The organism is Geosporobacter subterraneus DSM 17957 (genome assembly GCF_900142145.1).
In the GTDB taxonomy this organism is placed as follows: domain Bacteria; phylum Bacillota; class Clostridia; order Peptostreptococcales; family Thermotaleaceae; genus Geosporobacter; species Geosporobacter subterraneus.
In genome coordinates, this window is record NZ_FQZV01000031.1 from 1 (window position 1) to 23,515 (window position 23,515).

The 23,515-nt window shown below is 38.8% G+C and carries 22 protein-coding genes and 1 tRNA gene; 21 read left to right on the forward strand and 2 right to left on the reverse strand.

The window, feature by feature from the left end; all coding sequences use genetic code 11:
* The first annotated feature begins 474 nt into the window (after nt 1-474).
* Complete coding sequence (locus BUB56_RS11820; protein ID WP_110941527.1) at nt 475-1,629, forward strand: aminotransferase class V-fold PLP-dependent enzyme; 1,155 nt, start codon at nt 475-477, stop codon at nt 1,627-1,629.
* On the opposite strand, the gene BUB56_RS20390 is transcribed toward BUB56_RS11820, so the two are convergent.
* Complete coding sequence (locus tag BUB56_RS20390; protein ID WP_110941528.1) at nt 1,613-1,828, reverse strand: SIMPL domain-containing protein; 216 nt, start codon at nt 1,826-1,828, stop codon at nt 1,613-1,615. The genes BUB56_RS11820 and BUB56_RS20390 overlap by 17 nt on opposite strands.
* Nucleotides 1,829-1,839: 11 nt before the next feature.
* Between BUB56_RS20390 and BUB56_RS20395 the strand changes: the two genes are divergently transcribed.
* The 7 genes from BUB56_RS20395 (at nt 1,840) to BUB56_RS11855 (ending at nt 9,995) form a co-directional block, all read left to right on the forward strand.
* Nucleotides 1,840-1,950 carry an HPr family phosphocarrier protein gene (locus BUB56_RS20395; protein ID WP_110941529.1) on the forward strand — a complete coding sequence of 37 codons (111 nt, stop codon included), beginning with the start codon at nt 1,840-1,842 and terminating at the stop codon, nt 1,948-1,950.
* 575 nt (nt 1,951-2,525) lie between these two features.
* Complete coding sequence (locus tag BUB56_RS19415; RefSeq protein WP_190014451.1) at nt 2,526-2,678, forward strand: hypothetical protein; 153 nt, start codon at nt 2,526-2,528, stop codon at nt 2,676-2,678.
* A 30-nt stretch (nt 2,679-2,708) separates the two neighbouring features.
* Nucleotides 2,709-3,011, forward strand: a complete 303-nt coding sequence (locus BUB56_RS11835) for a nucleotidyltransferase family protein (protein WP_110941530.1) — start codon at nt 2,709-2,711, stop codon at nt 3,009-3,011.
* 247 nt (nt 3,012-3,258) lie between these two features.
* Nucleotides 3,259-4,677: a Wadjet anti-phage system protein JetA family protein gene (locus BUB56_RS11840; RefSeq protein ID WP_110941531.1), complete on the forward strand. Its 1,419-nt coding sequence runs from the start codon at nt 3,259-3,261 to the stop codon at nt 4,675-4,677.
* Between the two features lie 2 nt (nt 4,678-4,679).
* Entirely contained in the window at nt 4,680-5,348 is a 669-nt protein-coding gene (locus BUB56_RS11845) for a DUF4194 domain-containing protein (protein ID WP_190014453.1), read from the forward strand.
* Nucleotides 5,345-8,764, forward strand: coding sequence for an ATP-binding protein (locus BUB56_RS11850; protein ID WP_110941533.1), 3,420 nt, complete (start codon nt 5,345-5,347; stop codon nt 8,762-8,764). The genes BUB56_RS11845 and BUB56_RS11850 overlap by 4 nt, the downstream gene beginning before the upstream one ends.
* Nucleotides 8,754-9,995, forward strand: a complete 1,242-nt coding sequence (locus tag BUB56_RS11855; RefSeq protein ID WP_110941534.1) for a Wadjet anti-phage system protein JetD domain-containing protein — start codon at nt 8,754-8,756, stop codon at nt 9,993-9,995. Before BUB56_RS11850 ends, BUB56_RS11855 begins: the two co-directional genes overlap by 11 nt.
* 552 nt (nt 9,996-10,547) lie before the next feature.
* Here the strand turns inward: BUB56_RS11855 and BUB56_RS11865 are convergent.
* Nucleotides 10,548-10,862, reverse strand: a complete 315-nt coding sequence (locus BUB56_RS11865) for a sensor histidine kinase (RefSeq protein ID WP_242946329.1) — start codon at nt 10,860-10,862, stop codon at nt 10,548-10,550.
* Between the two features lie 6 nt (nt 10,863-10,868).
* Between BUB56_RS11865 and BUB56_RS19910 the strand changes: the two genes are divergently transcribed.
* The 13 genes from BUB56_RS19910 (at nt 10,869) to htpG (ending at nt 23,394) form a co-directional block, all read left to right on the forward strand.
* Nucleotides 10,869-11,051: a VTC domain-containing protein gene (locus tag BUB56_RS19910; protein ID WP_242946321.1), complete on the forward strand. Its 183-nt coding sequence runs from the start codon at nt 10,869-10,871 to the stop codon at nt 11,049-11,051.
* Between the two features lie 45 nt (nt 11,052-11,096).
* Entirely contained in the window at nt 11,097-11,687 is a 591-nt protein-coding gene (locus BUB56_RS11870) for a DUF4956 domain-containing protein (protein WP_110941537.1), read from the forward strand.
* Nucleotides 11,688-11,712: 25 nt separating this feature from the next.
* Nucleotides 11,713-12,810, forward strand: a complete 1,098-nt coding sequence (locus tag BUB56_RS11875) for a CotH kinase family protein (RefSeq protein ID WP_207650437.1) — start codon at nt 11,713-11,715, stop codon at nt 12,808-12,810.
* A gap of 8 nt (nt 12,811-12,818) precedes the next feature.
* Nucleotides 12,819-12,974, forward strand: a complete 156-nt coding sequence (locus BUB56_RS19685; RefSeq protein ID WP_207650438.1) for a hypothetical protein — start codon at nt 12,819-12,821, stop codon at nt 12,972-12,974.
* A gap of 141 nt (nt 12,975-13,115) precedes the next feature.
* On the forward strand, nt 13,116-13,553 hold the full coding sequence (gene tadA / locus BUB56_RS11880) for a tRNA adenosine(34) deaminase TadA (protein WP_110941565.1): 438 nt from the start codon (nt 13,116-13,118) through the stop codon (nt 13,551-13,553).
* 198 nt (nt 13,554-13,751) lie between these two features.
* A tRNA-Ser gene (locus BUB56_RS11885) sits at nt 13,752-13,842 on the forward strand.
* 250 nt (nt 13,843-14,092) lie between these two features.
* On the forward strand, nt 14,093-15,307 hold the full coding sequence (locus BUB56_RS11890) for an ATP-binding protein (protein ID WP_110941538.1): 1,215 nt from the start codon (nt 14,093-14,095) through the stop codon (nt 15,305-15,307).
* Between the two features lie 250 nt (nt 15,308-15,557).
* The gene (locus tag BUB56_RS11900; protein ID WP_190014455.1) at nt 15,558-15,821 is read left to right on the forward strand and encodes a hypothetical protein; all 264 of its coding nucleotides are present in this window, start codon (nt 15,558-15,560) and stop codon (nt 15,819-15,821) included.
* A 542-nt stretch (nt 15,822-16,363) separates the two neighbouring features.
* Entirely contained in the window at nt 16,364-17,665 is a 1,302-nt protein-coding gene (locus tag BUB56_RS11905) for a sensor histidine kinase (protein ID WP_110941540.1), read from the forward strand.
* A 13-nt stretch (nt 17,666-17,678) separates the two neighbouring features.
* Entirely contained in the window at nt 17,679-18,407 is a 729-nt protein-coding gene (locus tag BUB56_RS11910) for a LytR/AlgR family response regulator transcription factor (protein ID WP_110941541.1), read from the forward strand.
* A 330-nt stretch (nt 18,408-18,737) separates the two neighbouring features.
* Nucleotides 18,738-19,334 (forward strand): HD-GYP domain-containing protein, encoded by a 597-nt coding sequence (locus BUB56_RS11915; protein ID WP_190014457.1) that lies wholly within the window; start codon nt 18,738-18,740, stop codon nt 19,332-19,334.
* On the forward strand, nt 19,331-21,334 hold the full coding sequence (locus BUB56_RS11920; RefSeq protein ID WP_110941543.1) for a methyl-accepting chemotaxis protein: 2,004 nt from the start codon (nt 19,331-19,333) through the stop codon (nt 21,332-21,334). The genes BUB56_RS11915 and BUB56_RS11920 overlap by 4 nt, the downstream gene beginning before the upstream one ends.
* Before the next feature lie 161 nt (nt 21,335-21,495).
* A complete protein-coding gene (gene htpG, locus BUB56_RS11925; protein ID WP_110941544.1) occupies nt 21,496-23,394 on the forward strand; it encodes a molecular chaperone HtpG in 1,899 nt (632 codons plus the stop codon).
* Nucleotides 23,395-23,515: the final 121 nt, after the last annotated feature.

The window sequence follows — 23,515 nt, forward strand, 5'->3', positions numbered from 1 at the left end:
TAAAAAATGTGAAAACAAGAAGAAAAAAGTGGCTCTTGTAGCCGTTATGCACAAGCTTCTCCATTATATCTTCGCGGTTCTCCGTGATGAAAAGCCATTTGTATTTAGGAGCCCTGAAGATCATCAAGCATGGAGAAAAGACAAAAACTCACATCGAAGCATCGCTGCTTAGGTAGATAAAACTCAACTCTTTAGAGAAGCCATTGTTCGGCTTTTACCAATGGTTAGCTTTGCTGTACACTTTTTAGAAAAACTACTTTTTTAAAAAAATTAAACTAACCTATTGACTTTTATTAGCTGGTCTTAGTAATGAATAATGATCTCAGGGATATTATATTATCAATTATAGAGGATGTATAATTGACAGAAAAAATGATGGTAAAGATTTCCATAGAAAATATCTATAATCTCCTATCCCTCCGTCCTGTATAATGAAATTAAAGTGGAAGTACATATAGATTGGAGAGAGATGTGATGCATAACATTTATATGGATAATGCAGCAACTACGTTTCCGAAGGCCCCAGGGGTAGGTGCCGCAGTAAAGAACTATATAGATAATATAGGAATTAACGTAAAGAGAGGGACTTACAGCAGCGCTTTCTCAGCTGGCGAAGTGGTGCTTGAGGTCAGAGAAATGATTTGCAGACTTTTTAATTTCGATAATCCGGATAATGTGGTTTTTACCATGAATATAACCCAAAGTATGAATTATCTTATAAAAGGTATACTGCAGGCAGGAGACCACTGTATCCTGTCCTCTATGGAACATAATGCAGTGATGAGACCACTATCACAACTGTGCAGTCAAAGAATAGAGTTTTCCAAGGTACAATGCGACCGCTTTGGAAGGTTGGATGTTGAGGATATTAAGCAGCATATAAAGCCAAATACAAAAGCTGTTATTATGACCCATGCCTCTAATGTGTGCGGGACAATGCTTCCCATTTATGAGATAGGTAAGCTATGTAAGGCGTATAATCTCAATTTTATAGTAGATAGTGCACAAACTGCAGGGATTTATGAGATAGATTTTAAAGAAATAAATGCAGATGCAGTTGCATTCACAGGACACAAAGGATTGTTAGGGCCACAGGGGATTGGCGGATTTGTCATCAGCAATCCATTAGCGAAAAAGATGGATTCCCTCATATGCGGCGGTACTGGGAGCGCCTCGGAGTCTGAAGTCCAACCGGATTATTTGCCGGATAAGTTTGAACCGGGAACCATGAACCTTCCTGGAATCTTTGGACTCCATGCAGCACTTACATATCTTATGAAAACAGGAATTAAAAGTATAAGAGACGAGGAACTGCGGATCACACAGCAGTTTATTGAAGGAATATTGAATATGAGAGGTGTAAGATTAGTAGGGCTGCCTGGAGCACAAGGCCGGACAGCAGTGGTTTCTATTGATTTTACAAAAGGGGACAATGGAGAAGTTGCTTATCTTCTAGACAAAGAGTATGGCATTATGACCCGGTGTGGTTTGCACTGTGCGCCATCAGCTCATAAGACCTTGGGAACTTTCCCACAGGGTACAGTACGATTTAGCTTTAGCCATTACAATACAATAGAAGAAGTAAAATATGCGATTGACAGTATTCATAAAATCAATAAAGGGCTGTAGAAAATATGATGTCTTGCTCTTTAATTCCCTGATTTACTAAATAGGCTCTTACTTTTTTCTCACTATCCTTTAAGTTTTGATATGCCTCAGAAAGACTTGAAGACTGCAAACTGGAGGAGCCTGTCCAGACAGCTAAATCAGATGTAATTTGTTTCTTTGCAGAAACTTTTGCCGATAATGAGTTTTTAGAGCCTTTGATTTCTTTTAAGCATGGGAGCTGTTGAAGGAGATAGGATCATACTATCCGCTGAAGGCTCTGATGAAAAAGAAGCAGTAAAAGGGCGGGTTAGGCTTTTAGAATCGAAATTTGGTGAGGTGTAAAAGCAGGAAAGATACGCTAGACCGTTAATCATTATTGGAAGAGGTAAATCGTTGTTAAGACATCTTTTTTAGGGTATAATTCTGGATAAGCAGATTCCCTTTTACTAGGAGACGCAGCTTGTTGGACGAGTTTTTCATGCAGGAAGCACTAAAAGAAGCATGTAGTGAAATGATACAGTCTTTTTTTCCAGAATTGCAGAAAATAAAATAATGATTATTGAGAGATGTCCGAGCGACCGATGGTGACGGTCTCAAAAACCGTAGTACAGATATTCCCGTACCGAGGGTTTGAATCCTCACAGATGCACTAGAAAACCCTTGCAAATCATTAGATTAACAGGGGTTTTGTTTGAGAATGAAAAAACTAGCTCGGGACAGAAGTGGAGCAGTGGGAGCGGCTGCAAGACAAGTGAAACGTCCCTTTGTCTTATGATATAGGACCGTACCTGAATGGTGTGGTCTTATGCTGTATTTCGGCATTTATCAGGAAGTGCAGATATCGATTGATAAAGAGAAATCATTCATATAAAATGAGGAATAAGAGCATTATGTAGAAGTCTCTGAAGGATGGAACCATGAAAGGATATTTGGCTTTCCATGGGGATAAATCCATCGGCTGGTGTAATGCAAATGATGGTCAAAGGTTTATTAGGCTTGAAAAGGATATAGCACATATGGTAAAAGACCAGAAGGGGGGCTGTGTAATTTGTTTTGTGATTCATCCCTGAGGAGCCTGATAATAGAAGGGAAGTAATCTCATGTATAGTTCCAATGAGATCATAGAAATATTGAATAATAATATGAAGAATACTGAAAAATTCTTTGTCTCAAAACTTGCTTTGTTTGGTTCCTTTGCAAGAAATCAGGAGACTGACAATAGTGATGTGTATATACTTGTACGATTTGAAGATGGACATGAGACCTTTGATAATTATATGAATTTAAAGTTTTACTTGGAAGAATTGTTTGATAGAAAAGTAGATCTGGTAATTATCGATTCAATTAAGCCATCAATAAAACCTGGCATAATGATAAGTGTTATATATGCAAAGGGAGCTTGAAGTTTATAGCAATAATAGATATTCACAAAAAATGATATTATTAAATCAAGTTAGTGAAAACTAACTTGGCTATATACTAGAGGATCCTCTGTATTAAAAAATACACAGGACTTTTATTTTTAGGGTACGGAATGCCTTTGTTTTACAATATTTAGCAGGATTGATATAATAAATTGAAGAAGGAGTAAGCTAAAATACGGCTAGTCTCGTCAACTATAACGGTGATCAGCTTGGGAGGTGCAATCTTTTGAAGTTATTTGATCTATTGCCACATAATATGTTTTCTATATTAGCATCTAAAAACAAGGAAATATATGTGGAGGCTTTATTTGTCCTAAGGAAGGTATTCAAGCAAGAAATGGCTATAACAAAAGAAAATCTTGTTTCTATGTTGATTGCTAATTTAGATGAGATGATGCTGGGATTAGATCTGTCAGAAATTTCTGAGGGTGAGGAAATCGTGGAAAATATAAAAGAAGAAGTTAGTCTCTCCGCTACGGCACACTTTATCCTGAGAAGATTAAAGGCCACAAAATGGATTGATATAGAGGATCAAGTAGATAGCTTTGAAGAATACATCACCTTGCCAGACTATTCCATCAAGCTAATCAATCTTTTATACTCTCTGACGGAAGATGGCACAAAAGAATATAATTCCTATGTTTATTCCACTTATTCATCTATAAAAACCGCAGACCATGAACGGGACGAGTTTATGTATAATGCACTTGTAACTGCTCATGATAATACACTTAGGCTGTTGGACGAGCTTAAAACACTATACAACAATATCCGCAGGTATCATCAATCCCTAAATCAATACGTTACGGTTAATGATGTGCTGAAGGGACATTTTGATGAGTATAAAAAGTTAATTATGGACCGCGTGTATCATCCGTTGAAAACACTAGATTCTGTACCACGATTTAAAGGCCCTGTTCTCCAAATATTGAACAGATGGCTGATTGATGATCAAGTTAGAGAAAAAATATCAGGACAGGCAATAATGAGAGGGAAATATATTTCCATAGAGGATGCAAGAGAAGATATTATAGTAAAAATTGGGGAAATCATAGATATCTATGAAAAATTAGATGAAATGCTAGAGGAAATTGATAGAAAAAATGCTACCTATACAAGTGCTTCCATAGAAAAAATGAGATATCTGCTAAATACGGATCGAAGTATTAAGGGAAAGCTGGTAGATATACTCACACGTATTGGAACCACACAGGAAGAGGGAGTATTTTCCCAGCTTGAAAAAATGATTAATGCCACCGATGCATTTCAGCAAGGATATATTGATGAAAAATCATTGTATGTAAGCGCAGTTAGAAACCGAAAAAAGGAAGAGGCACCCCTACAGGTACAGACCTTAGAAGGAGATAATGGTGAGGATGCACTGGAAACATTTATGAAGAGAGCCAAGCAGAGCTATAATCATATTCGGATTATGGAATACGTCAGAAAAGCCATGGAGGGAGTAGACATTCTTAACAGTGAAGAGTTTTTATTAGAAAGAGATGAGGATTTTATCTTATGCATGCTAGCTACTTTAAAAGGAGGAGAACGAAATGTATTTTATACAACGGAATTCTCCGAAGGGTATGTCAATAATAATGGCTATAAAATCCCAAAAATGCGATGGATCAGAAAGGAAAAATAATCATGTGGAGTATACTATACGAGAAGCTAACGAACTCTGAAAAAGAAGAATTTAAGCGGCTTACCAACTATTTGCTTTCACATACCTTTATAGTGCGAGACCTTTATGATGGAAAAGAGGGATTCATGAAGGTTAGCCCGGATTACAGATTTGTGGAGCGTAATTTTGAGTTGTTTTTAGATTATCTAGGCTTTTCAGGATGGACGCTGCAAAAGGACAGCAACTATGGAGTGATCGCTTTAAGCAGTGCATATGAATTCAATAGAGTACGATTTGATCGGAACACTACGATGATACTATATACGATCCGATTGATATATGAAGAGGAACGAGAAAAACTAACCTTAAGAAATGAAGTAATTATTACTACCGGACAGATCGTCCACAAAATGATTACATTAGGATTGGTTAAAAAGAAACCTTCTGATAAGGATCTGGGTGAAGCTTTAAGAAAACTAGCCTATTTTCAGATTCTCAGAAAGCTGGAAGGGACTTGGGAGGCTGCTGATACGAAGATGTTTGTCTTACCCTCTATTTTATTCATTGTAACCAATGAGAAAATCAGCAGGATGTATGAAAGCTTACAAGCCGAGGACCAGGAAATAAATGGAGCGGATTTGCAGATGGATGGAGACGGGGAGACCCTAATTCGGGGGGACGAAGGATTATGAAGATTTTGAAGAAAATGCTATTGATTAATTGGCACTATTTTTGGAACGAGATGATTGAATTTGAAAATATAAACTTTTTAACGGGAAAAAATGCTGCAGGAAAATCAACAATTATAGATGCATTGCAATTATTACTATTAGGGGATACCAGCGGTCATTTTTTTAATAAAGCTGCTAACGAAAAATCAGGTAGAACACTAAAGGGTTATTTAAGAGGAGAACAAGGTGATGATGGGGATGTGGGATACAGATATCTCCGAGAAGGGAGATTTACCAGTTATATAGCCTGTGAACTCTACGATAGTGTAAAAAGCACTTCCTTTACCCTTGGTGTTGTATTTGATTGCTATGGAGATGGTACAGAAGAGCATAGATTCTTCATACTGAATGAAGAAATTCCCCAAAACCGATTTATTATAGAAAAAGTCCCCATGAGCTTTAAAGATCTTAGAAACTACTTCCATAAACATTATAAAAAAGGAAGCTTTGAGTTTCCCGACAGTAATCGCAGATATCAGGAGTTATTAAAGGGCAAGCTGGGAGGCATAAAGAACAAATATTTCAGCCTATTCAAAAAAGCTGTTCCTTTTACCCCAATAACAGACATAGAAACCTTTATTACCGAATACGTATGTGATGTTAAAAGCCCTATCGACATAAGTCTCATGCAAGAGAATATTAGGCATTATAAAAGGTTGGAATTGGATACAGATATGATGGAGCAGAGGCTATCTCATCTTCAATCTATTGAACAAAAGTACGATGCATTTATGGAGGAAAAACAGCGGCTAGAGATTCAGAGATATATTATCGAACGTGCCAAGCAGGAGATTGCTGTAGAAAATCTTTTAAAATTAGAAGAGGAATTGGCGAAAGATAAGGCGGAGTTACAGCGGCTGTCATGTCTTCAAGAGGAATACGTAAAAATGCAAGACGATATGAAAGGAAGAAAGGAAAAGCTCATAGAAGATAAGATTTCTTCGGATATTTATAGAAAACAGGACGAGCTTACGAAACAGAAAAGAAATTTAGAAAATCAATTGGAAAATCTAAAGCAAGAAGGCAAAAAAACTACGGATAATATAAGAAAATATGGACTTTTATGGCGAAGCAACATATCCCGGTTAAAGGAAGAGATACATTATGAAAATATTGTACCGGCAGAGATTAAAGAGAGCGAACATCTATTAGGCGAATGGAACGGTTTGATTGGAGATGCCGAAAATATCAGCAAGGCTGCAGAATTTTTTCTTCAGGCAGATATGGCACAAATCTCAGATATGAGCTTTGAGGGTTTTAAAAGGGTAAAGCAGCAAGTAGAGGGATTTAAAGAAAGAGCTTCTGGGATCAATCATTCTTATGGACAGATTCGCAGAAGCATAGAAGACAAGATTCAAGAAACAAAAACACAGCTAGAAGGGCTGGAGAAAGGGATAAAACCCTATGACAAAAGACTTTTAGCACTAAGGGATCATATACAAGATGCGCTAGAAAAGAAATATAATCGATCCATACCTGTACACATTTTATCGGATTTGCTTGAAATTAATGATATGCGATGGCGTAACGCAGTGGAAGCCTATCTCCATACCCAGAAGTTTTACCTGTTTGTTGAACCAGAGTACTTTATTGATGCATTGAAAGTATATGATCAACTGAAATTTCAACAAGGTTTCTACGACTGGGGACTTGTAGACACAGGAAAAATAGGGACTAAAAGAATCAAACGGGAGCCGGGCAGCCTGGCAGAAGAGATTATTACAGAGCATCCTTATGCACAACAATTTATCGATCTTGTACTGGGTAATGTGATAAAGTGCGATCAAGTAGAGGCCTTAAGGAATTATACCAAAAGTATCACAGATACCTGTATGCTGTATCAAAATTTTGTTGCAAGACAGCTCAATCCTGAAAGATGGAAAACTCCCTATATCGGGCGGAAATCCATTCAGGATCAAATAATAGGAAAACAGCAGGAATTAATTCAGTTAGCGGGGATACTCAATATATGCAGGGATGTAGTACCTCTTTTAAAATCCCTGGGTGATATGGAAGTGCTCAATAATAATGAGGTAGAAGGAATTTTACAGGTTGCAGAGAAGATGCAGCAAATCCCTGGGTTGCAGGAGCTTTATCATAAGATCGTAAATGAACTGGGTGCATTGGATTTGACTTGGATTACTGGATTGGAGCACCAAATTAAACAACTAGAAGAGCAAATCTCACAGCTTGGAGAGAAAGAAAAGGAGCTCATTCATCTAAGCGGTACACTAGGGGAGAAGATTCGAAATATTGAACAGGATAAAATCCCCAAGGAGCAAGGGGAACTCCAAATGCAAGGGGAAAAAGTATCTCAAATGTTTGATGCGAACTGGTGCATAGAGATAGGTGAGCCGCGATTTGCCAAGGAACTGGGAGCCCGCAACAGCGCGCAGGCAGTCTATCAAAGCTTTTTTAGCCAGGTAGCACGGACAGAAAGCCAAGTGGGAAAGAAAAAAAGTGAACTGACATCTGTTCGAGCTGAATACAATCGAGATTATAAAATGTCCTACGACATTCATCAGGAAACCAATAGTTTATATGATCGTGAATTAAAGGAACTGATGAATGTACGACTTCCTGCGTACAAAAAGCAGATTCAGGATGCAAAGGAGAAGACCTACGAACAATTTAGAGATGATTTCTTAGCAAAACTTAAGTCCAATATAGATACGGTGAAGGGGCAGATCGAAGAATTAAACGGAGCATTAAAACAAAGCAGCTTTGGAAATGACCGGTATCGTTTTGTTATTCAACCGAAAGCGGAATATAAAAGATATTATGATATGATAACCGATGAAATGCTGCTGGAGGGTTTTAATATTAGTTCACAGATTTTTCGTGATAAGCATAAAGATGCAATCGAAGAGTTGTTCAAACAAATCATATCCGATGAGGCTATGGCCAATGCAGATGCAAGAGCTCAGCTGGAAAAGAATATAAAAAGATTTACCGATTATAGAACTTATCTCCATTTTGATCTGGTAGTAACCGACGATGGAGATAGAAACCAACGATTATCGCGAACGCTGCTGAAAAAATCCGGTGGGGAAACCCAGACTCCCTTTTATATTTCAGTTTTAGCATCCTTTGCCCAGCTTTATCGGATTCGACAACAAAATGATTCAAGCAATACGGTAAGATTAATCGTTTTCGACGAGGCTTTTAGCAAAATGGATAGCGAGAGAATTCAAGAGAGTATCAAGCTGCTTAGGCGATTTGGGCTTCAGGCCGTTATTTCAGCACCTCCTGAAAAAATTGGTGATATTGCTGCACTGGTGGATCGTAATTTATGTGTAATTCGGGATGGAAATTATTCCTGTGTAAAAGCTTTTGACGGGAAAAAGCTCATGGAGGCGGTAACAGATGAACTATAAAAAGATCATGCTGGATCGATTGTTGGACAAGTTTGAAAGAAGTAAAGCCTCCTTGGAAGAAGGAATAGGGCCCCGTAGAATTATGTTAAAGTGCTGTGCTTCTGATTTTCCTGAGTACGATATAGAAAAGAACGATAGGCGGGAACTGATTAATTCTATTGTTATAGATTTGCATAAACAGGGGATTTTAGAATATGAGTGGATGAAATATGAGCAGGGAAACATTTTAAACAGGGTTTGGCTCCGCATGGAGGCAATAGAAGAGACCTATCGAGAAGCAGGGAGAACTCCAAAAAGAGATGTTATTCAAAGGATAGCTGTACTAGTAGATACAACATATAAAAAGATCTGTACACCTTGGATCAAAGTCTTTTTAGCTCAAGTCAAAGAACAGATAGAACAGGACAAACAAGTGGGAAGATTTCTTCCAAATGAAATAGATATGGTAAAGGCGCTTCTAGACGCTCTTTGTTTCATAGACGAAAAGGGCGATGAGGAATATTTGGAAAGAGTATTTAGTATAAGATGCTATGGAGATTCAAAATTCTTCGAAAAAAACGTAAAAAAGAGGTTAATAAAAATTATTAAGAATTATTTTATGGAAGATCAAATTGAAGCTGAACTGGCTACAGAAGACGAAATTCTTGGATTGGCAGGGATTGTAAAGACTCCTGAGCAAGTAGAATTCTGTGGTAGCCTTCAGGGATACATCAACGGTAAAATAGTTGATTTTTCAGCTTTTCAAAAGGGCAGCATTATTCAATCTCAAACGGTCAAAGATATCGAGGCCTTAGATCTAGGGGAAATTAAGCAGGTTTTATTCATAGAGAATAAAACAAATTATGTTGAGTATGTTAATAGAATGAAAAAAGCAGAAGAGCTTGTGATTTTTCATGGAGGATTTTATAGTCCTATCAGAGGTTTATTTTTCACAAAGGTTTATACTGCATCCCTGGGAAGTGGGATTAGATTTTTTCATTGGGGAGATATTGATGTAGGGGGTTTTGCTATATATCAAAGGCTAAAAGCAAATATTATTCCTACGTTAGAACCATTTATGATGGATGTGCAAGCTTTTCTTTCCAAAGAAAAATACTGGCTCAAGTTTGATGAGGCATATGAAGCAAAAGTAAGGAAACTAAGCAGTAATATTGATTATAAAGAATTCTATCCTGTACTGAATAAGATGCTTGAAGTGAAGTGTAGACTTGAGCAGGAAGCTTTTTTGTAACATAATAATGACATACATGAGGAAATCCCTTCTGATTCGTTAGGTGCGATTTAGGAGGGATTTTTCATAAAGACACGAAAAATCCTTATCCAGAATAGGTGGGGGCTTGAATAAGAATCAGCCTGTTAAAAAGACCTCATAATCATTTGTTTTCTTTTATCAGATTAAACGATGTTGCTGCCCATGGAATATCGGACGGCAGTTTTGTAGCCCAGTTTGAGTATACCATCGTAGTGACGAAAAATGAACCAAAGATTATTATCCTTTAGCATGTTGATATTAAAACTACCCTCTAAATAAAGCAGGTAGTTTTGATTTTTTGCAGGCTGCTTTTACCTGATTTTTATGGGTCAATAATTTTTTTGAATGAAGATAATGGAAAATCAAAATGATCTTTAAGCTGCGTTTAAGGGTTCGCCTATAGGCTGTAGATACGGAATCAGACAGAAAGGAGTATTCAGAATAAGATATACTTGGGATGGACACTTACTCCTCAAGATGAGTAGAATGAAAGTTCACCAAGAGGAGTTTTGTTAATAGCGATAGTTTTCATTAACTGTTAATCGTAGGCAATTCAATAGAAAAGGTCGTGCGCTCAGATAAAATGCTTTGGACAGAGATTTTCCCCCCATGCTGTTCAATGATCGTTTTAGCGATAGCTAAACCAAGTCCGTAGCTTCCGCTTGTCCTTGATCTTGATGGATCGGTACGGTAAAATCTATCAAAAACCTTATGGATATGCTCCACAGGGATTCCCTCTCCAGTATTGGTGATAGATAAGATAACATGATGATGGCTTTTCTTTAATAAAAGACTGATGCTGCCCCGCACATTTGCATATTTTACCGCATTATCAAAAAGGATCATAACCACTTGCTTGAGCTGCTCTTGGTTACCATGGAGCCGGATAAATATAATAAAGCACAGGAATTTTATACCATCAGCAATCTTTATTATGATACAAAAGACAATCATCTAATCAGAAATTCGCTGTCTAAGCCGAAGTATAAAGAAAAACTGCGCATCAGAGCATACAGTGTATGGGGAAGAGCATAAACGAATGTTATTGAGAAATGGAGAATTGAAAGGAGGTGGGAATGTATGCTTGAAGCCTTATTTGACATCGCTTCCGCTGGTACCTCAATATCTTTAGCCAATGCCATGCTAACCATCGTAGTTTCCTTTGTTTTAGGGGGCATTATCAGCTCCACGTATATGAAAACCTGCAGAAAGGGCAGCTGTTCCCAAAATTTTGCCCTCGCATTGGTGCTTGTACCCTCAGTGATTGCCATCATTATTCTTTTAATTGGGAGTAATGTGGCAAGGGCATTTAGCTTGGCCGGGGCTTTTTCAATCATCAGATTTAGAAGTGCACCAGGGGACCCAAAGGATATTGCCTATGTTCTCTTTTCCATGGCTGCAGGGCTTGCCTGTGGGGTTGGATTTTACGGATATGCAGTTTTGTTTACCCTGGTTCTGTGCTCGCTGATGTTGACGCTCCATTTATTAAACTTTGGAGCGAAAATGAGTTCTCAAAAGCTTTTAAAAATTATTATCCCTGAGGATTTAGATTTTGAGGGTGCTTTTGATGAGGTTTTTGAAGTCTATACCACAAATTATATGCTGAGAAAGGTTAGAACAACAGACCTTGGCAGTCTTTATGAGCTGAACTATGTTGTGGAAATGGATTAACAGGTAAATCAAAAAGAGTTTATAGATGCACTCCGTTGCAGGCAGTGATTCCGATCGATATAGCTTCAGGATTAAGCTGGATAAGTATGTAAAAGGACAGACCCTTTTTGGATTGGATGAGTTCGTCGTAAACAATATGTATTCTGACCCCTCCTATATGCGGGAATACTTAAGCTATGAGGCCCTGCGGAAAATTGGTGCAGACGTCCCCCTAACAGTCTTTGCCAATATCTATATCAATGGTGAGCTGTTTGGTTTCTATCTTTGTGTTGAAGCTATTGATGACAGTTTTCTAGAGAGAAATTTCAGCAACGATAAAGGGAATCTTTATAAACAGGAGCAAGGCAGTACTCTGGAGTATGTTGAAGGAAGCAATTATGAGAAAAGCGAACAGAAGTCTGGTAAAGATGAGACAAAAACAGATCTTAAAAACCTAATTAAAGTATTAAACGACATGAAACTCGGTGAAAAGGGAAATATTGAAAGTGTACTGGATGTAGACAGCGCCCTGAGATACATTGCAGCCAATACAGTACTTGGAAACTATGACAGCTATAACGGAAACCTGGCGCAGAACTATTATCTGTATGGGCAGGATGGAAAGTTTACTGTTATTCCGTGGGACTACAACATGTCTATAGGCGGATTTGGCGGTGGTGGAGGAAGCAGTACAACGATTCCCATTGATGAACCTGTAACAGGAATAAATATAAAAAACCTCCCAATGATTCATAAGCTGTTGGCCGTCCAGGAATACAGGGAGAGATATCATCAGTATATCAAAGAGCTTGTCGCCTACCTTGAAGGCTTCGAAGAAAGAGTGGCTGAGCTTTCTGAGATTATCCGGCCCTATGTTAAAGCAGACCCCACAAAGTTCTATACCATGGAGCAGTTTGAGGCAAGTATCGTATACGCTGAAACAGAGGCAGAAAACATGAAAAATGCTGCTCAAAATCCATTTGCAAAGCCGGATGCAGCAGCAGGTACAGCACAGCAGACAAATGAAGGATTGGCGCAACCGCCGCAAAATCTGAGACCAGGTGTGCCTCCCGAATTTCCGGAGGGGGGAAGACCTCAAAGGTCGATGGAATTGAAAGACCTGCCAGGCCACAAGGAGAAATAGGCAGAAATATGAAGGGCGGATCCGGTGGCGGAATGAGTGGAAGCTCCATATCGATTATCAATTTTGTAAGAGCAAGAATTGAAAATATAAAACAGCAATTGGAGGGAGTACTGCCTACTACAGGAAATATGACAATGATAGGAGAAGGAGGAAAGAGCAATTAAAGCACAGTGGCAGGATATACCTCCGGTGTGGGGTATATCCCTTGCTATTTTGCCCCCCTTGCTCAGATTTACGCAGTATGTTATAATTCTTGCTAGGCATAGTGTCCTTCTATAGGAGGTAAGGCTGTGGATGAATTTTTTATGCAGGAAGCATTGAAGGAAGCGGCAAAGGCTATGGAACGAAAAGAAGTCCCCATTGGTGCAGTGGTGGTAAAGGACGGCGTAGTCATCGCCAGGGGATACAACTTGCGGGAAACCGCCAAGGATCCTACTGCCCACGCTGAGATTTTGGCGATCCGTGAGGCTTCACAAGTTTTAGGAGGATGGAGACTGCATGGTTGTGATCTCTATGTAACCATAGAGCCTTGTCCTATGTGTGCAGGTGCTATTATGATGGCAAGGATTGATCGGTTGATCATAGGGGCTATGGACCCTAAAGCAGGAGCAGCAGGGTCACTATTGAATATCCCTGAGGATGAGCGTTTCAATCATCAAACAGAGATCATTCAAGGTGTACTGGAAGAAGAATGTGCTGGAATAATGAAGGCCTTTTTTAAGGAATTGCGGAAAAGTAAATAAATACTATGGAGAGATGTCCGAGTGGCCCATGGTGACGGTCTCGAAATCCACTCAGTCAGTTGCCTTGAAAATGCAGGAAACCCTTGAGTTTTCGTGGGTTTGCGGAATTTTTAAAATTTAGCTTTTTACCGATTTCTACGGTTTTTCTACACTTTGCCTTGACTTTTTCGAAAGGCTCGGTGTATTAAAATAGAATATGGAGGCGTATCGAAGTGGTCATAACGAGCCTGACTCGAAATCAGGTTGTCGAGCAATCGGCACGTGAGTTCGAATCTCACCGCCTCCGCCATGAGCCTGTTTGCGGTCAATGTCCGCAGCAGGCTTTTCTATATACAAGAAAAGCCGGGGAATTGAAGTGCATTTCTGCACTCCGATTCCCCGGTGTTTTAATTGAATTTCACTTTATGTGTTGAATTTTATAGAAATATAGTTTATGTAAGATATATCTTATAAAACCATATAAATAAACTTGATTTTAAGATGTGTCTGTGATATTGTACTGTTATGGTATCAGGTATAACAAAGGAGGTCTTTTGTTTATGATCAAACGAGAGTTATATATGAGCCGCATTCGTCCCTTTATAGGAAACGAGCTCATTAAGGTTTTAACCGGCATCCGGCGCAGCGGAAAATCTGTTATGCTGGAATTAATTAAGCAAGAACTGGTCACCTCCGGTGTAAATGAAAATCAGTTTATTTCTATCAATTTTGAGAATATGAGCAACGCACACCTTTGCTTTGCAAACGCCTTGCATGAGGAAATTACCAGGCGGGTGAAGGACATCTCCGGCAAGGCCTATCTGTTTTTTGATGAAATTCAAGAAGTTGCCGGCTGGGAAAAGTGCATCAATTCCTTTCGGGTTGAATTTGACTGTGATATTTATATTACCGGCTCCAACGCCAAGCTGCTTTCGGGAGAACTGGCCACATACCTTGCAGGAAGGTATGTAGAGTTTGTGATTTATCCTTTTTCTTTTCAAGAGTTTTCAAAGCTGTATCAAGAGGTTTTTCCCGATGCCGATTCGAGAGTGATGTTTACCCGGTATCTGACTGATGGCGGGATGCCATATTTGAGCAATCTCCGCTATGCCGAACAGCCGAGCCGTCAGTATCTGCAGGATCTCTACAACTCCGTTGTCCTGAAAGATATTGTGAAACGCAACAATATCCGGGATGTTGATTTGCTGGAGCGCATCATTGCCCATATTACGGCAAATGTCAGTAAGACCTTTTCCGCTACGGCAATTTCCAAATATCTTAAAAGAGAGGGCCGCACCGTTGCGCCGGAAACCATATTGAACTACATCAAGGCTTGCGAGGATGCTTTTCTATTCTACCGTGTCCGCAGACAGGATTTGCAGGGGAAGAAAATCCTCACTGTCAATGAAAAATACTACATTGCTGACCACGGAATCAGGGAGGCTGTTTTCGGCGGGAATATGAAAGATATCAATCTCATTTTTGAGAATATTGTTTTTATGGAGTTGCTGCGCCGGGGCTATAAAGTTACCGTTGGAAAAGCAGGAGAAAAAGAGATTGATTTTATCGCTGAAAAGCAAGGGCAAAAGCTCTATGTTCAAGTGGCCTATCTGCTTGCCTGTGAGGAAACGATCCAGCGTGAATTCGGAGCATATGGTGCTATAAAAGATAACTATCCCAAGTATGTTGTGTCCTATGACGAATTTGATATGAGCAGGGATGGCCTCAAGCATCGGAACATACGTGAATTTCTTCTGACCGATGATTGGAATTGAAAATAGCCCTCCGTTGGTATGACTTCGGTGGGCCGTATGTCATTTAGGGATTTTGATACTGCTCCAGCAGCTCTATATGCTTTTTGGACTTCTGATGGATGCGGCAAGCTTCTGTTGCCATATAGTTTATCAAGCTGTCCTTTGGCACTAAATACTTGGTATAATACCATACCCCCGTTATCTTTTCTGCCTTGATCCATTTTAATTCTATGGGAATGCATTTGTTTTTACCCTTTCTGACGGTATAGGCATGTCTCTTACACAGGGTGAAGAGGTAGAAGAAAGAATGGGTCAGTATAAAGGGGTTCGTACAGCTTTTAATATGATTGCAAGTATTGCTGTATTTTTCGGATTTAAAACGGGAGTTTTCAGTTTAACTTCACCTGTAAAGGTTACTTTCGTTATTGCAGCAGCGTCTTTAGTCAACCGAATGGTAGCAAAGCGGACAGTGATAAAAAAAGAAACGGGCTCAGCAGTATGGAAAGTAAAGCCGGACTTACATAAACAGGCTTAAAGAAGTCAAGCATTCAAGCGGGGCTTCTTTTTTTTTTTGAAGTTTTTGTTGCTTACAATTAAAAGTATATACGCTTCCGCAATGAGCACATTCCAGAACAATCTGATTTTTGAAAAAAATTAAAAGATGGGCAGTGAAAATCTGCGGCATTGAGAAGACTTGAGCTTAGTCATTCACATATTGGTTCATCCTTTAGTAAGATATAATTTAAAATGAAATCACCTATCATTTTATGAAATAATTGAAGGATCTTCTATGAAAACGGTACCAACTAAGCTAAAAAAGGTATAAATTTTTTCTGAAAATATGTAGAAATTTCTTGAAAATTGTAGAAATATCTATAACTATAGTATAGAATATTTTTTGGCTCTATAGACTTGCAGGTATTGGATTTTCAATATTTATTATTAACAAGGAATATATTTCGGATACGAAGATCGATTTTATGCATATTTACAGATGAATAAGGAAAAAGTGCGTAATATCTACTGCCGGTTTGCCAAAAAAAGACTAAAAAAATATAAGGTGGATGTGTTTGTAAGATGAGTACCACAGTTTTATTTTCTTCATTGATTCAAATGATCTTAATCATGAGGATTTGGGTTTTGATTGGCTTAGAAATAGAAAAACGTTACTTGCGTTGCGGACTCTTTATTGTGCTTTCCAGCATAACCATCTGGCTTCTGATTCCAGGTCTTTCTGTGACTGGATATATGGTTCGGTATATAGTCTATGGAGTGATCCTATTCCTGGGGAAGCTGATTTTTGAAAAACCATGGAAGGAAATTCTATATGACTTTTTTACAATCATCATTATTATTTTCTGCCTTCAGTCCTTTCAGCTAATTTTTCATAAGCTAATGTTTCAGGATTATGTAGATTATCAGAGAAATATAAACCATAAAGCTCTTGTGGTGATTGTCAACATAACATTTTTGTTGCTAATTTTCTTCAGCAGCTATTCAAAAAAAATGAAAACGTTTTTAAGTGAATTCAGGGATAGCCTGAGAGAAAGCCCAATGATTATTATAAGCTTTGTGATAGTGATTGTCTTAGTAGGCCTGATACTGGATCTTTACAAAGAGCAGGTATGGGATCACATCTACCCTTTCTTTGCTGTGACATGGCTCTTATATCTATATAATTTTGCAGGGGTCAAAAGGGCGATTGCATTAAACGAACAAAAAAAGTCTATAGCTATCTATAAGCAATACTATCCTATATTTTCAAACATCATCACCGATATCAGAAAAAAGCAGCATGAGTTTAATAATCACTTGAACACTATTTATGGACTGTTGCACCTTGGAGGAATGGATTGGGAAAGAGAGATCCGGCAGTATATTCAGTCCATAAAACATAGTACCGTTAGTACAAGTCAGTTAGTCCTTCTTGAAAACAGGGTGCTGGCAGCTGTGATCTACAGCAAATTGTTAGAGGCGGCACCAAAGGATATTACCTTTGAATATGATTTGAAGGATTTTAACGACTACCCTGTAGAGGACTATGAACTAGTTGAAATATTGTGCAATCTATTAAATAATGCCTTTGAAGCTGCAGAGCAGTCAGGATCTAAAGAAAAGCATGTTATTCTAGAGATGGGATCTGAGGAGAATGTAAGATACTTAGAGGTTAGAAATAATAGTATTGAGTTTGACCTTGAGGATTTGGAGAACATATGTAAAGCCGGATATACAACAAAAGGCAACGGGAGGGGTTACGGCCTCTGCAATGTGATGAATATTGTTAAGCGAAATAGCGGGAGACTTGAAATATTCTTTGAGGCTGGATATACAGTGTTTCGCATTTCCTTTATTGATTTAAAGCAGGAAATGATGGGGTAAAGGGGTAAATTAGATGATTTATGTTTTGGTTTTAGAAGATCAGCCGGTACAAAGGCGGCGATTAGTAGAAATTCTAGAAAGGGCAGACAGGGGGGTTTGCGTACTGGAGACAGACTCTATAGATAGTGGATTGGAGATATCTAAAAATTATCCAATAAACTTATTCTTTATAGACATTGAGTTAAAAGATGGTTCCGGACTAACATTTGCTGAGGAAATTAGAAAAAATCCCAGATATGAATTTGCCTGGATTATATTTATTACTTCTTATTATGAGCATATGTTAAGGGCGTTTAAACGGATTCATTGCTATGATTATATCATCAAGCCCTATGAAGATGAAGAGATTGAGAAATTAACGCAAAAGCTGCTGCGCTCTCCCCAAAATAATAAGGTACAGGAGGCATTTTTGACTTTTGAAATAAACGGGGTATTCATGCGCTTTTATATAAAGGATATTTATTTTATAGAGGCAATGGGCAAGCATTGTATGATTCACGCGATCCACGGCCAGTACCTGATTAAGCGGATGCCATTGAAAAATGTATTGAATATGGACAGCAGCAGCGGTTTGATTCAGATACACCGGTCCTATATCATCAACCCCCATCGGATCAAAATGGTGGACTGTAGGTTTGGATCATGGATGATCTATTTCGAAGGGTACGACAAGACTGCTATGGTAGGATTTACATTTCAAAATAAAATGAGAAAATATTTATCATTACAGGAAGAACTGTAAAAAGAAAGCGTGTTTCGGGAAAAAACCCAGAAATATGCTTTCTTTTTTCATAATACGACAGAATTTATTCCTTAATAGCAATAGTTCATTCCATATTGATTGTGAAGCAATACAGATATAGTATGATATTCTTGTGATTAGAAAATCCACGAACAACAGAGAGGCCTTGAATATCCTTGAATTTTCAGATAAGAATAATGATGCTGCTTCTCCCAAAAATTAAAAGGCTTAAGCTATTCCTATAGAAGTATGAAACAGAACATCCGTTGAAAGTAGTATATTCTGCAAAGGGGTTTACAAATAAATCTTTAAACAATGAGGGGGGTAAATATGCTACATTCAGGTTGTGATTTCGCAGATTACAGCTTGTATCCCAATATACTTACAGCGATGATGGAGGATATCAAGCAAGAAGTAATCGGTCATTCCAGTAGAATGAGCCACATGATGGAAAACTGGGGGCATTATATGAACTTCGGGAATGAGGATATTAAGGATTTAGTATTGGCAGCAAAGTATCACGATATCGGGAAATTTGCTATACCCAGGGAAGTATTGTTTAAACCCGATCGGTTAAATGACAGCGACTGGCAAATTATCCGAAATCACTCCAGTATAGGCTATTATATTGCCAGCAATACAAAAATGTTAAATAAGGTAGCAAAGGTAATATTGCATCATCATGAAAGATGGGACGGAAAAGGTTATCCCGCTCAGCTTAAGGCAGAGGAAATCCCCCAGGGGGCCAGAATGATAGCCATTTTAGATGCCTACGATGCAATGGTTTCGGAGAGATCCTATAAAAAGGCAATATCCTCCTACGAAGCATTGCAGGAAATCAAAAAATGCTCAGGAACACAATTCGATCCTAATCTGGTAGAACAATTTATTATGATACTTGAAGGTAACAAGGAGTGTGCAGTATGAAGCTGAGAACGAAAATACTAATTCCTTTGATAATCATTCTTATATTGGCCATTGGCACTTTAGGAGCATTTGCATATTTTAAGGCCTATGATCTTGCAATGTTGATGATCCATTCCCAGCTGAAGGATGCTCTCAGTACGGTGGAGGATACCATGCAGGAAAGGCTGGATATGGTCAATATTACCAAAGAGGCACTGAATGAAAAAAACATAAAGCTAGCCTATTCCATTGCAAGGCTTATTGCGGTCAACACCGATATCTTAAAAACAGAAAATATGATAAAGCTTGCTCAGGATTTTGGTGTGGATGAAATTCATGTTGTAGATAAGGATGGCATTTTAGTCAATGGAAATAAGCCTGAGTTTTATGGATTTGATTTTAAAACCACAGAGCAGACAAGCCCATTCCTGAGGGCTATTGAAGACAAAAGCTTTTCCTTAGCCCAGGAACCCACGCCAAGGGGGGTAGATCAAGTACTTTTTCAATATATTGGCGTAGCTAGAATGGATCAGCCTGGGGTCGTCCAAATCGGTTTGGAGCCAAAGGCAGTACAAGAGCTCATCGGAAAAATGGATGTTCAGGGTCTGGTAGAACGTATGCATATCGGGAAATCAGGGTATGTCTATGTTTTAGACGAAGAAGCCGTAGTGATCGCTCATCCGGAACAAAAACAAATCGGATTGGATATTAAGAGCTACGATTGGGGTATACAAATCCTAGAGAAAAATGAAGGGACCATCCGCTATGTGTATGAGGGCATAGAAAAAGCCGCAATGTATAAAAGGTGGAATCAATCGATTATCGTGGCAACCTTTACAATATCTGAATTTATGGATTATGTTAAGGCCTTTAGGTCAGGAATACTGCTGATCCTGGTAGGTGCTATATCCATATCCATTTTAATTATTTCCCTACTGATCAGAAAGCAGATAACCTATCCTCTCCAAAGATTAGCAAAATCTATGGAGGAAGCGGGAAATGGAAATCTTTCTACAGTAATTCATAGGGAATCCACAGATGAAATCGGCCTATTGGGAAAAAGCTTTGCAAAAATGATTCAGCAAATGAAAAAAATGATTCAGGATATTCAAGAAACTGCCTTTAAATCCAGAAATACCTCTGATATGATTGTAAATACCACAGAAGAAATGGGGGCCTCAAGCACAGAGATTGCAAAAACGATCCAGGAGATCGCTTCTGGAGCCGGAAATCAGGCCATAGAAGCCAATCGAAGCTACGATATTACCAATGATTTGGCGAAAAGAATTGAAGACATGAGTCACAAGCTGAATACTGCATATAAGGATGCCACCCAGATGCAGGAAAAAAATGACTTGGGAATTCAATCCCTTACTGAACTGACCAAAGGGTTTGAGGATAATACAAAAGCATCCGTTTCTGTAGGAATGGGGATTGAAGAGCTGGGGAAAAAATCAAGTCATATCAACATGATCGTAGAGACGATACAGTCCATTGCAGGGCAAACCGGCCTATTGGCGCTCAATGCCGCCATTGAGGCTGCAAGGGCAGGAGATCAGGGCCGTGGCTTTGCGGTGGTGGCTGATGAGATTCGAAAGCTGGCGGATCAATCATCTAAGGCAACAGGAGAAATCCAAAGAATGATACAAGAGATTATGGCTGTGATGCAGCATACCGGTGCTACCATGGATGACGCAAAGGTTATCGTAGAAAGAGCCAACCACTATTTAGATCAAACGAAAGAGGTATACCTGGGAATGAAAATATCGGTAGACCACGTGATGCAGCATATCCAATCTCTTCACGAGGATATTCAATTTGTCAACAAATCAAAAGAAAATATGATGGCATCTATCGAAAACATTTCGGCTGTAGCACAGCAGTCCGCCGCTTCTACGGAGCAAATCAGCGCTGCTGCCCAGGAGCAGACGGCTTCCATAGAAGAAGTGATTGCATCGATACAGGAGTTAGACGCAATGGTAAAAAACCTGACAAAATCCGTAGAGATATTCAAAATATAAATAGCCGGATCAAAAAATTAGCACTCTCGATAAGTGAGTGCTAATTTTTATATTGACGAAGAATTTATCTAGGTGTAATATAAATTTGTAAAAAACTACAGTTCCTTAGGAATTTACCAGGGACAACAACAAAATACGATCAAATGATCAGGAGGGTATTTATGAGTAAGCAAAAAGGAAATTTGTCTATCCACAGCGAGAATATTTTTCCTATCATTAAGAAGTGGCTGTATTCAGACCATGATATTTTTATTCGGGAGCTAATTTCCAACGGATGTGATGCCATCACAAAGGTAAAACGGCTACATAGCTTAGGGGAAGCAGACATAAAGGGCGAGCGGGATTTTTATGTGAAGGTAGTATTGGATAAAACAGCAAGAACCCTAAAGTTCATCGATAATGGAATCGGCATGACCGACGAAGAAGTAAAGAAATATATTAACCAAATCGCTTTTTCCGGGGCAGAGGATTTTCTAAAGAATTATAAGGATAAAGGGGACCGGGATCAGATCATTGGACATTTTGGATTGGGCTTTTATTCCTCCTTTATGGTAGCCGATGTGGTGGAAATCCATACCCTATCCTACCGCCCCGGCACAGAAGCAGTGAAATGGCGCTGCGACGGCGGTACGGAGTTTGAGATGGAGGCAGGCGACAGAACCGAAAGAGGTACGGAGATTACCTTGCATCTGGGACAAGATGGGGAAAGCTTCTTAAATGAATTTACTGTGAGAGAAACTATCGAAAAGTATTGTTCTTTTATGCCCTATCCCATTTACTTTGAGGTGGCAGACAAAGAACCGGAAAAGGATAAGGATGGAAATATCATTGTCTCTGAGCCGGAAGCATTAAATGATACTGCACCGCTTTATTTAAAGCAGCCGAATGCATGCAACGATGAGGATTATAAAATCTTTTACAGAAAGACCTTTAAAGATTTTAGGGAGCCTTTATTCTGGATACATCTTAACATGGATTATCCCTTTAATCTAAAAGGTATTCTCTATTTCCCTAAACTGAACACCGAGTTTGATACGATTGAAGGGCGCATTAAGCTCTATAACAGTCAGGTTTTCGTCGCGGACAACATCAAAGAGGTTATTCCGGAGTTCCTGCTGCTGTTAAAGGGCGTGATTGATTGCCCGGATTTGCCATTGAATGTATCCCGAAGCTTTTTGCAAAATGACGGTTTTGTACGAAAAATTTCTGATTATATTACAAAAAAGGTGGCAGATAAACTCAACAGCTTATTTAAAGACAACCGAGCAGAGTTTGAAAAGTTCTGGGAAGATATCAGTCCTTTCGTAAAATACGGATTAATTAAGGATCACAAATTCTATGAAAAAATTGAGGGCATTGTCCTTTATAAGACAACCAGCGAGCAGTACGTTACTGCTCAGGAATACCTGGAAAAGCATACCGGAAAGCTGGAAAAACAGATTTACTATGTGTCTGATCCCATCCAGCAGGCCCAGTATGTGAAGCTGTTGAAAGAGCATGAGGTAGAGGCAGTGATTCTGGAGCATAGTATAGATTCAGCCTTTATATCCCATATGGAAATGAAAAAGAATGATATCCACTTCAAGCGGGTAGACTCAGATATTTCAGAGCTCATGAAGGATTCCGACCAAGGGGTGGATGAAGAGATTAAAAACAAAGAAGTCGAAGCTTTAACAGCTGTATTTAATAAGGCCCTTAATAAAGAAAACACCAAGCTTCAGCTTGAAAATTTAAAATCTGAGGACATCGCTGCCATGATCATACTTTCTGAGGATAACCGAAGAATGCAGGAGATGATGCAGCGTTACAGCCTGGGAGGCTTTAATCCGAGTATGATGCCCAGCGAGGAGATCCTGGTATTGAATAAAAAGCATCCTTTAATTCAATTCTGTCTACGCCATGCTAAAGTAGATTCAGAAGAGGTCAAATTAGTTGCCCAGCAGGTGTATGATTTGGCAATGCTGAGCCATAAGCCTCTGTCGCCGGAGGCTATGACCAGCTTCATCGGGCGCAGCAATGAAATAATGAAGCGTATGATTACATTCCAAGAAAATAATTAACAACAGTTCATCCCTGTCTATAGATATTTAGACAGGGATTTTGCTTAAATATTATAGTTAAAAATGGAAATAAAAGAGGATTATTGTAATATTTTTCAGAATATTACTTTATAAAAAACAA

Excerpts from the sequence above, each read along its gene's own strand:
- tadA (WP_110941565.1), top strand. The coding sequence starts at position 13,116 with ATGCAGGAAGCATTGAAGGAAGCGGCAAAGGCTATGGAACGAAAAGAA.
- BUB56_RS11920 (WP_110941543.1), top strand. The coding sequence starts at position 19,331 with ATGAAGCTGAGAACGAAAATACTAATTCCTTTGATAATCATTCTTATA.
- BUB56_RS11855 (WP_110941534.1), top strand. The coding sequence starts at position 8,754 with ATGAACTATAAAAAGATCATGCTGGATCGATTGTTGGACAAGTTTGAA.
- BUB56_RS11915 (WP_190014457.1), top strand. The coding sequence starts at position 18,738 with ATGCTACATTCAGGTTGTGATTTCGCAGATTACAGCTTGTATCCCAAT.
- BUB56_RS11900 (WP_190014455.1), top strand. The coding sequence starts at position 15,558 with ATGTCTCTTACACAGGGTGAAGAGGTAGAAGAAAGAATGGGTCAGTAT.
- BUB56_RS11875 (WP_207650437.1), top strand. The coding sequence starts at position 11,713 with ATGCACTCCGTTGCAGGCAGTGATTCCGATCGATATAGCTTCAGGATT.
- BUB56_RS11850 (WP_110941533.1), top strand. The coding sequence starts at position 5,345 with ATGAAGATTTTGAAGAAAATGCTATTGATTAATTGGCACTATTTTTGG.
- BUB56_RS19415 (WP_190014451.1), top strand. The coding sequence starts at position 2,526 with ATGAAAGGATATTTGGCTTTCCATGGGGATAAATCCATCGGCTGGTGT.
- BUB56_RS11845 (WP_190014453.1), top strand. The coding sequence starts at position 4,680 with ATGTGGAGTATACTATACGAGAAGCTAACGAACTCTGAAAAAGAAGAA.
- BUB56_RS11865 (WP_242946329.1), bottom strand. The coding sequence starts at position 10,862 with ATGATCCTTTTTGATAATGCGGTAAAATATGCAAATGTGCGGGGCAGC.
- BUB56_RS11910 (WP_110941541.1), top strand. The coding sequence starts at position 17,679 with ATGATTTATGTTTTGGTTTTAGAAGATCAGCCGGTACAAAGGCGGCGA.
- BUB56_RS20395 (WP_110941529.1), top strand. The coding sequence starts at position 1,840 with ATGGGAGCTGTTGAAGGAGATAGGATCATACTATCCGCTGAAGGCTCT.
- htpG (WP_110941544.1), top strand. The coding sequence starts at position 21,496 with ATGAGTAAGCAAAAAGGAAATTTGTCTATCCACAGCGAGAATATTTTT.
- BUB56_RS11820 (WP_110941527.1), top strand. The coding sequence starts at position 475 with ATGCATAACATTTATATGGATAATGCAGCAACTACGTTTCCGAAGGCC.
- BUB56_RS11835 (WP_110941530.1), top strand. The coding sequence starts at position 2,709 with ATGTATAGTTCCAATGAGATCATAGAAATATTGAATAATAATATGAAG.
- BUB56_RS19685 (WP_207650438.1), top strand. The coding sequence starts at position 12,819 with ATGAAGGGCGGATCCGGTGGCGGAATGAGTGGAAGCTCCATATCGATT.
- BUB56_RS11890 (WP_110941538.1), top strand. The coding sequence starts at position 14,093 with ATGATCAAACGAGAGTTATATATGAGCCGCATTCGTCCCTTTATAGGA.
- BUB56_RS11905 (WP_110941540.1), top strand. The coding sequence starts at position 16,364 with ATGAGTACCACAGTTTTATTTTCTTCATTGATTCAAATGATCTTAATC.
- BUB56_RS11870 (WP_110941537.1), top strand. The coding sequence starts at position 11,097 with ATGCTTGAAGCCTTATTTGACATCGCTTCCGCTGGTACCTCAATATCT.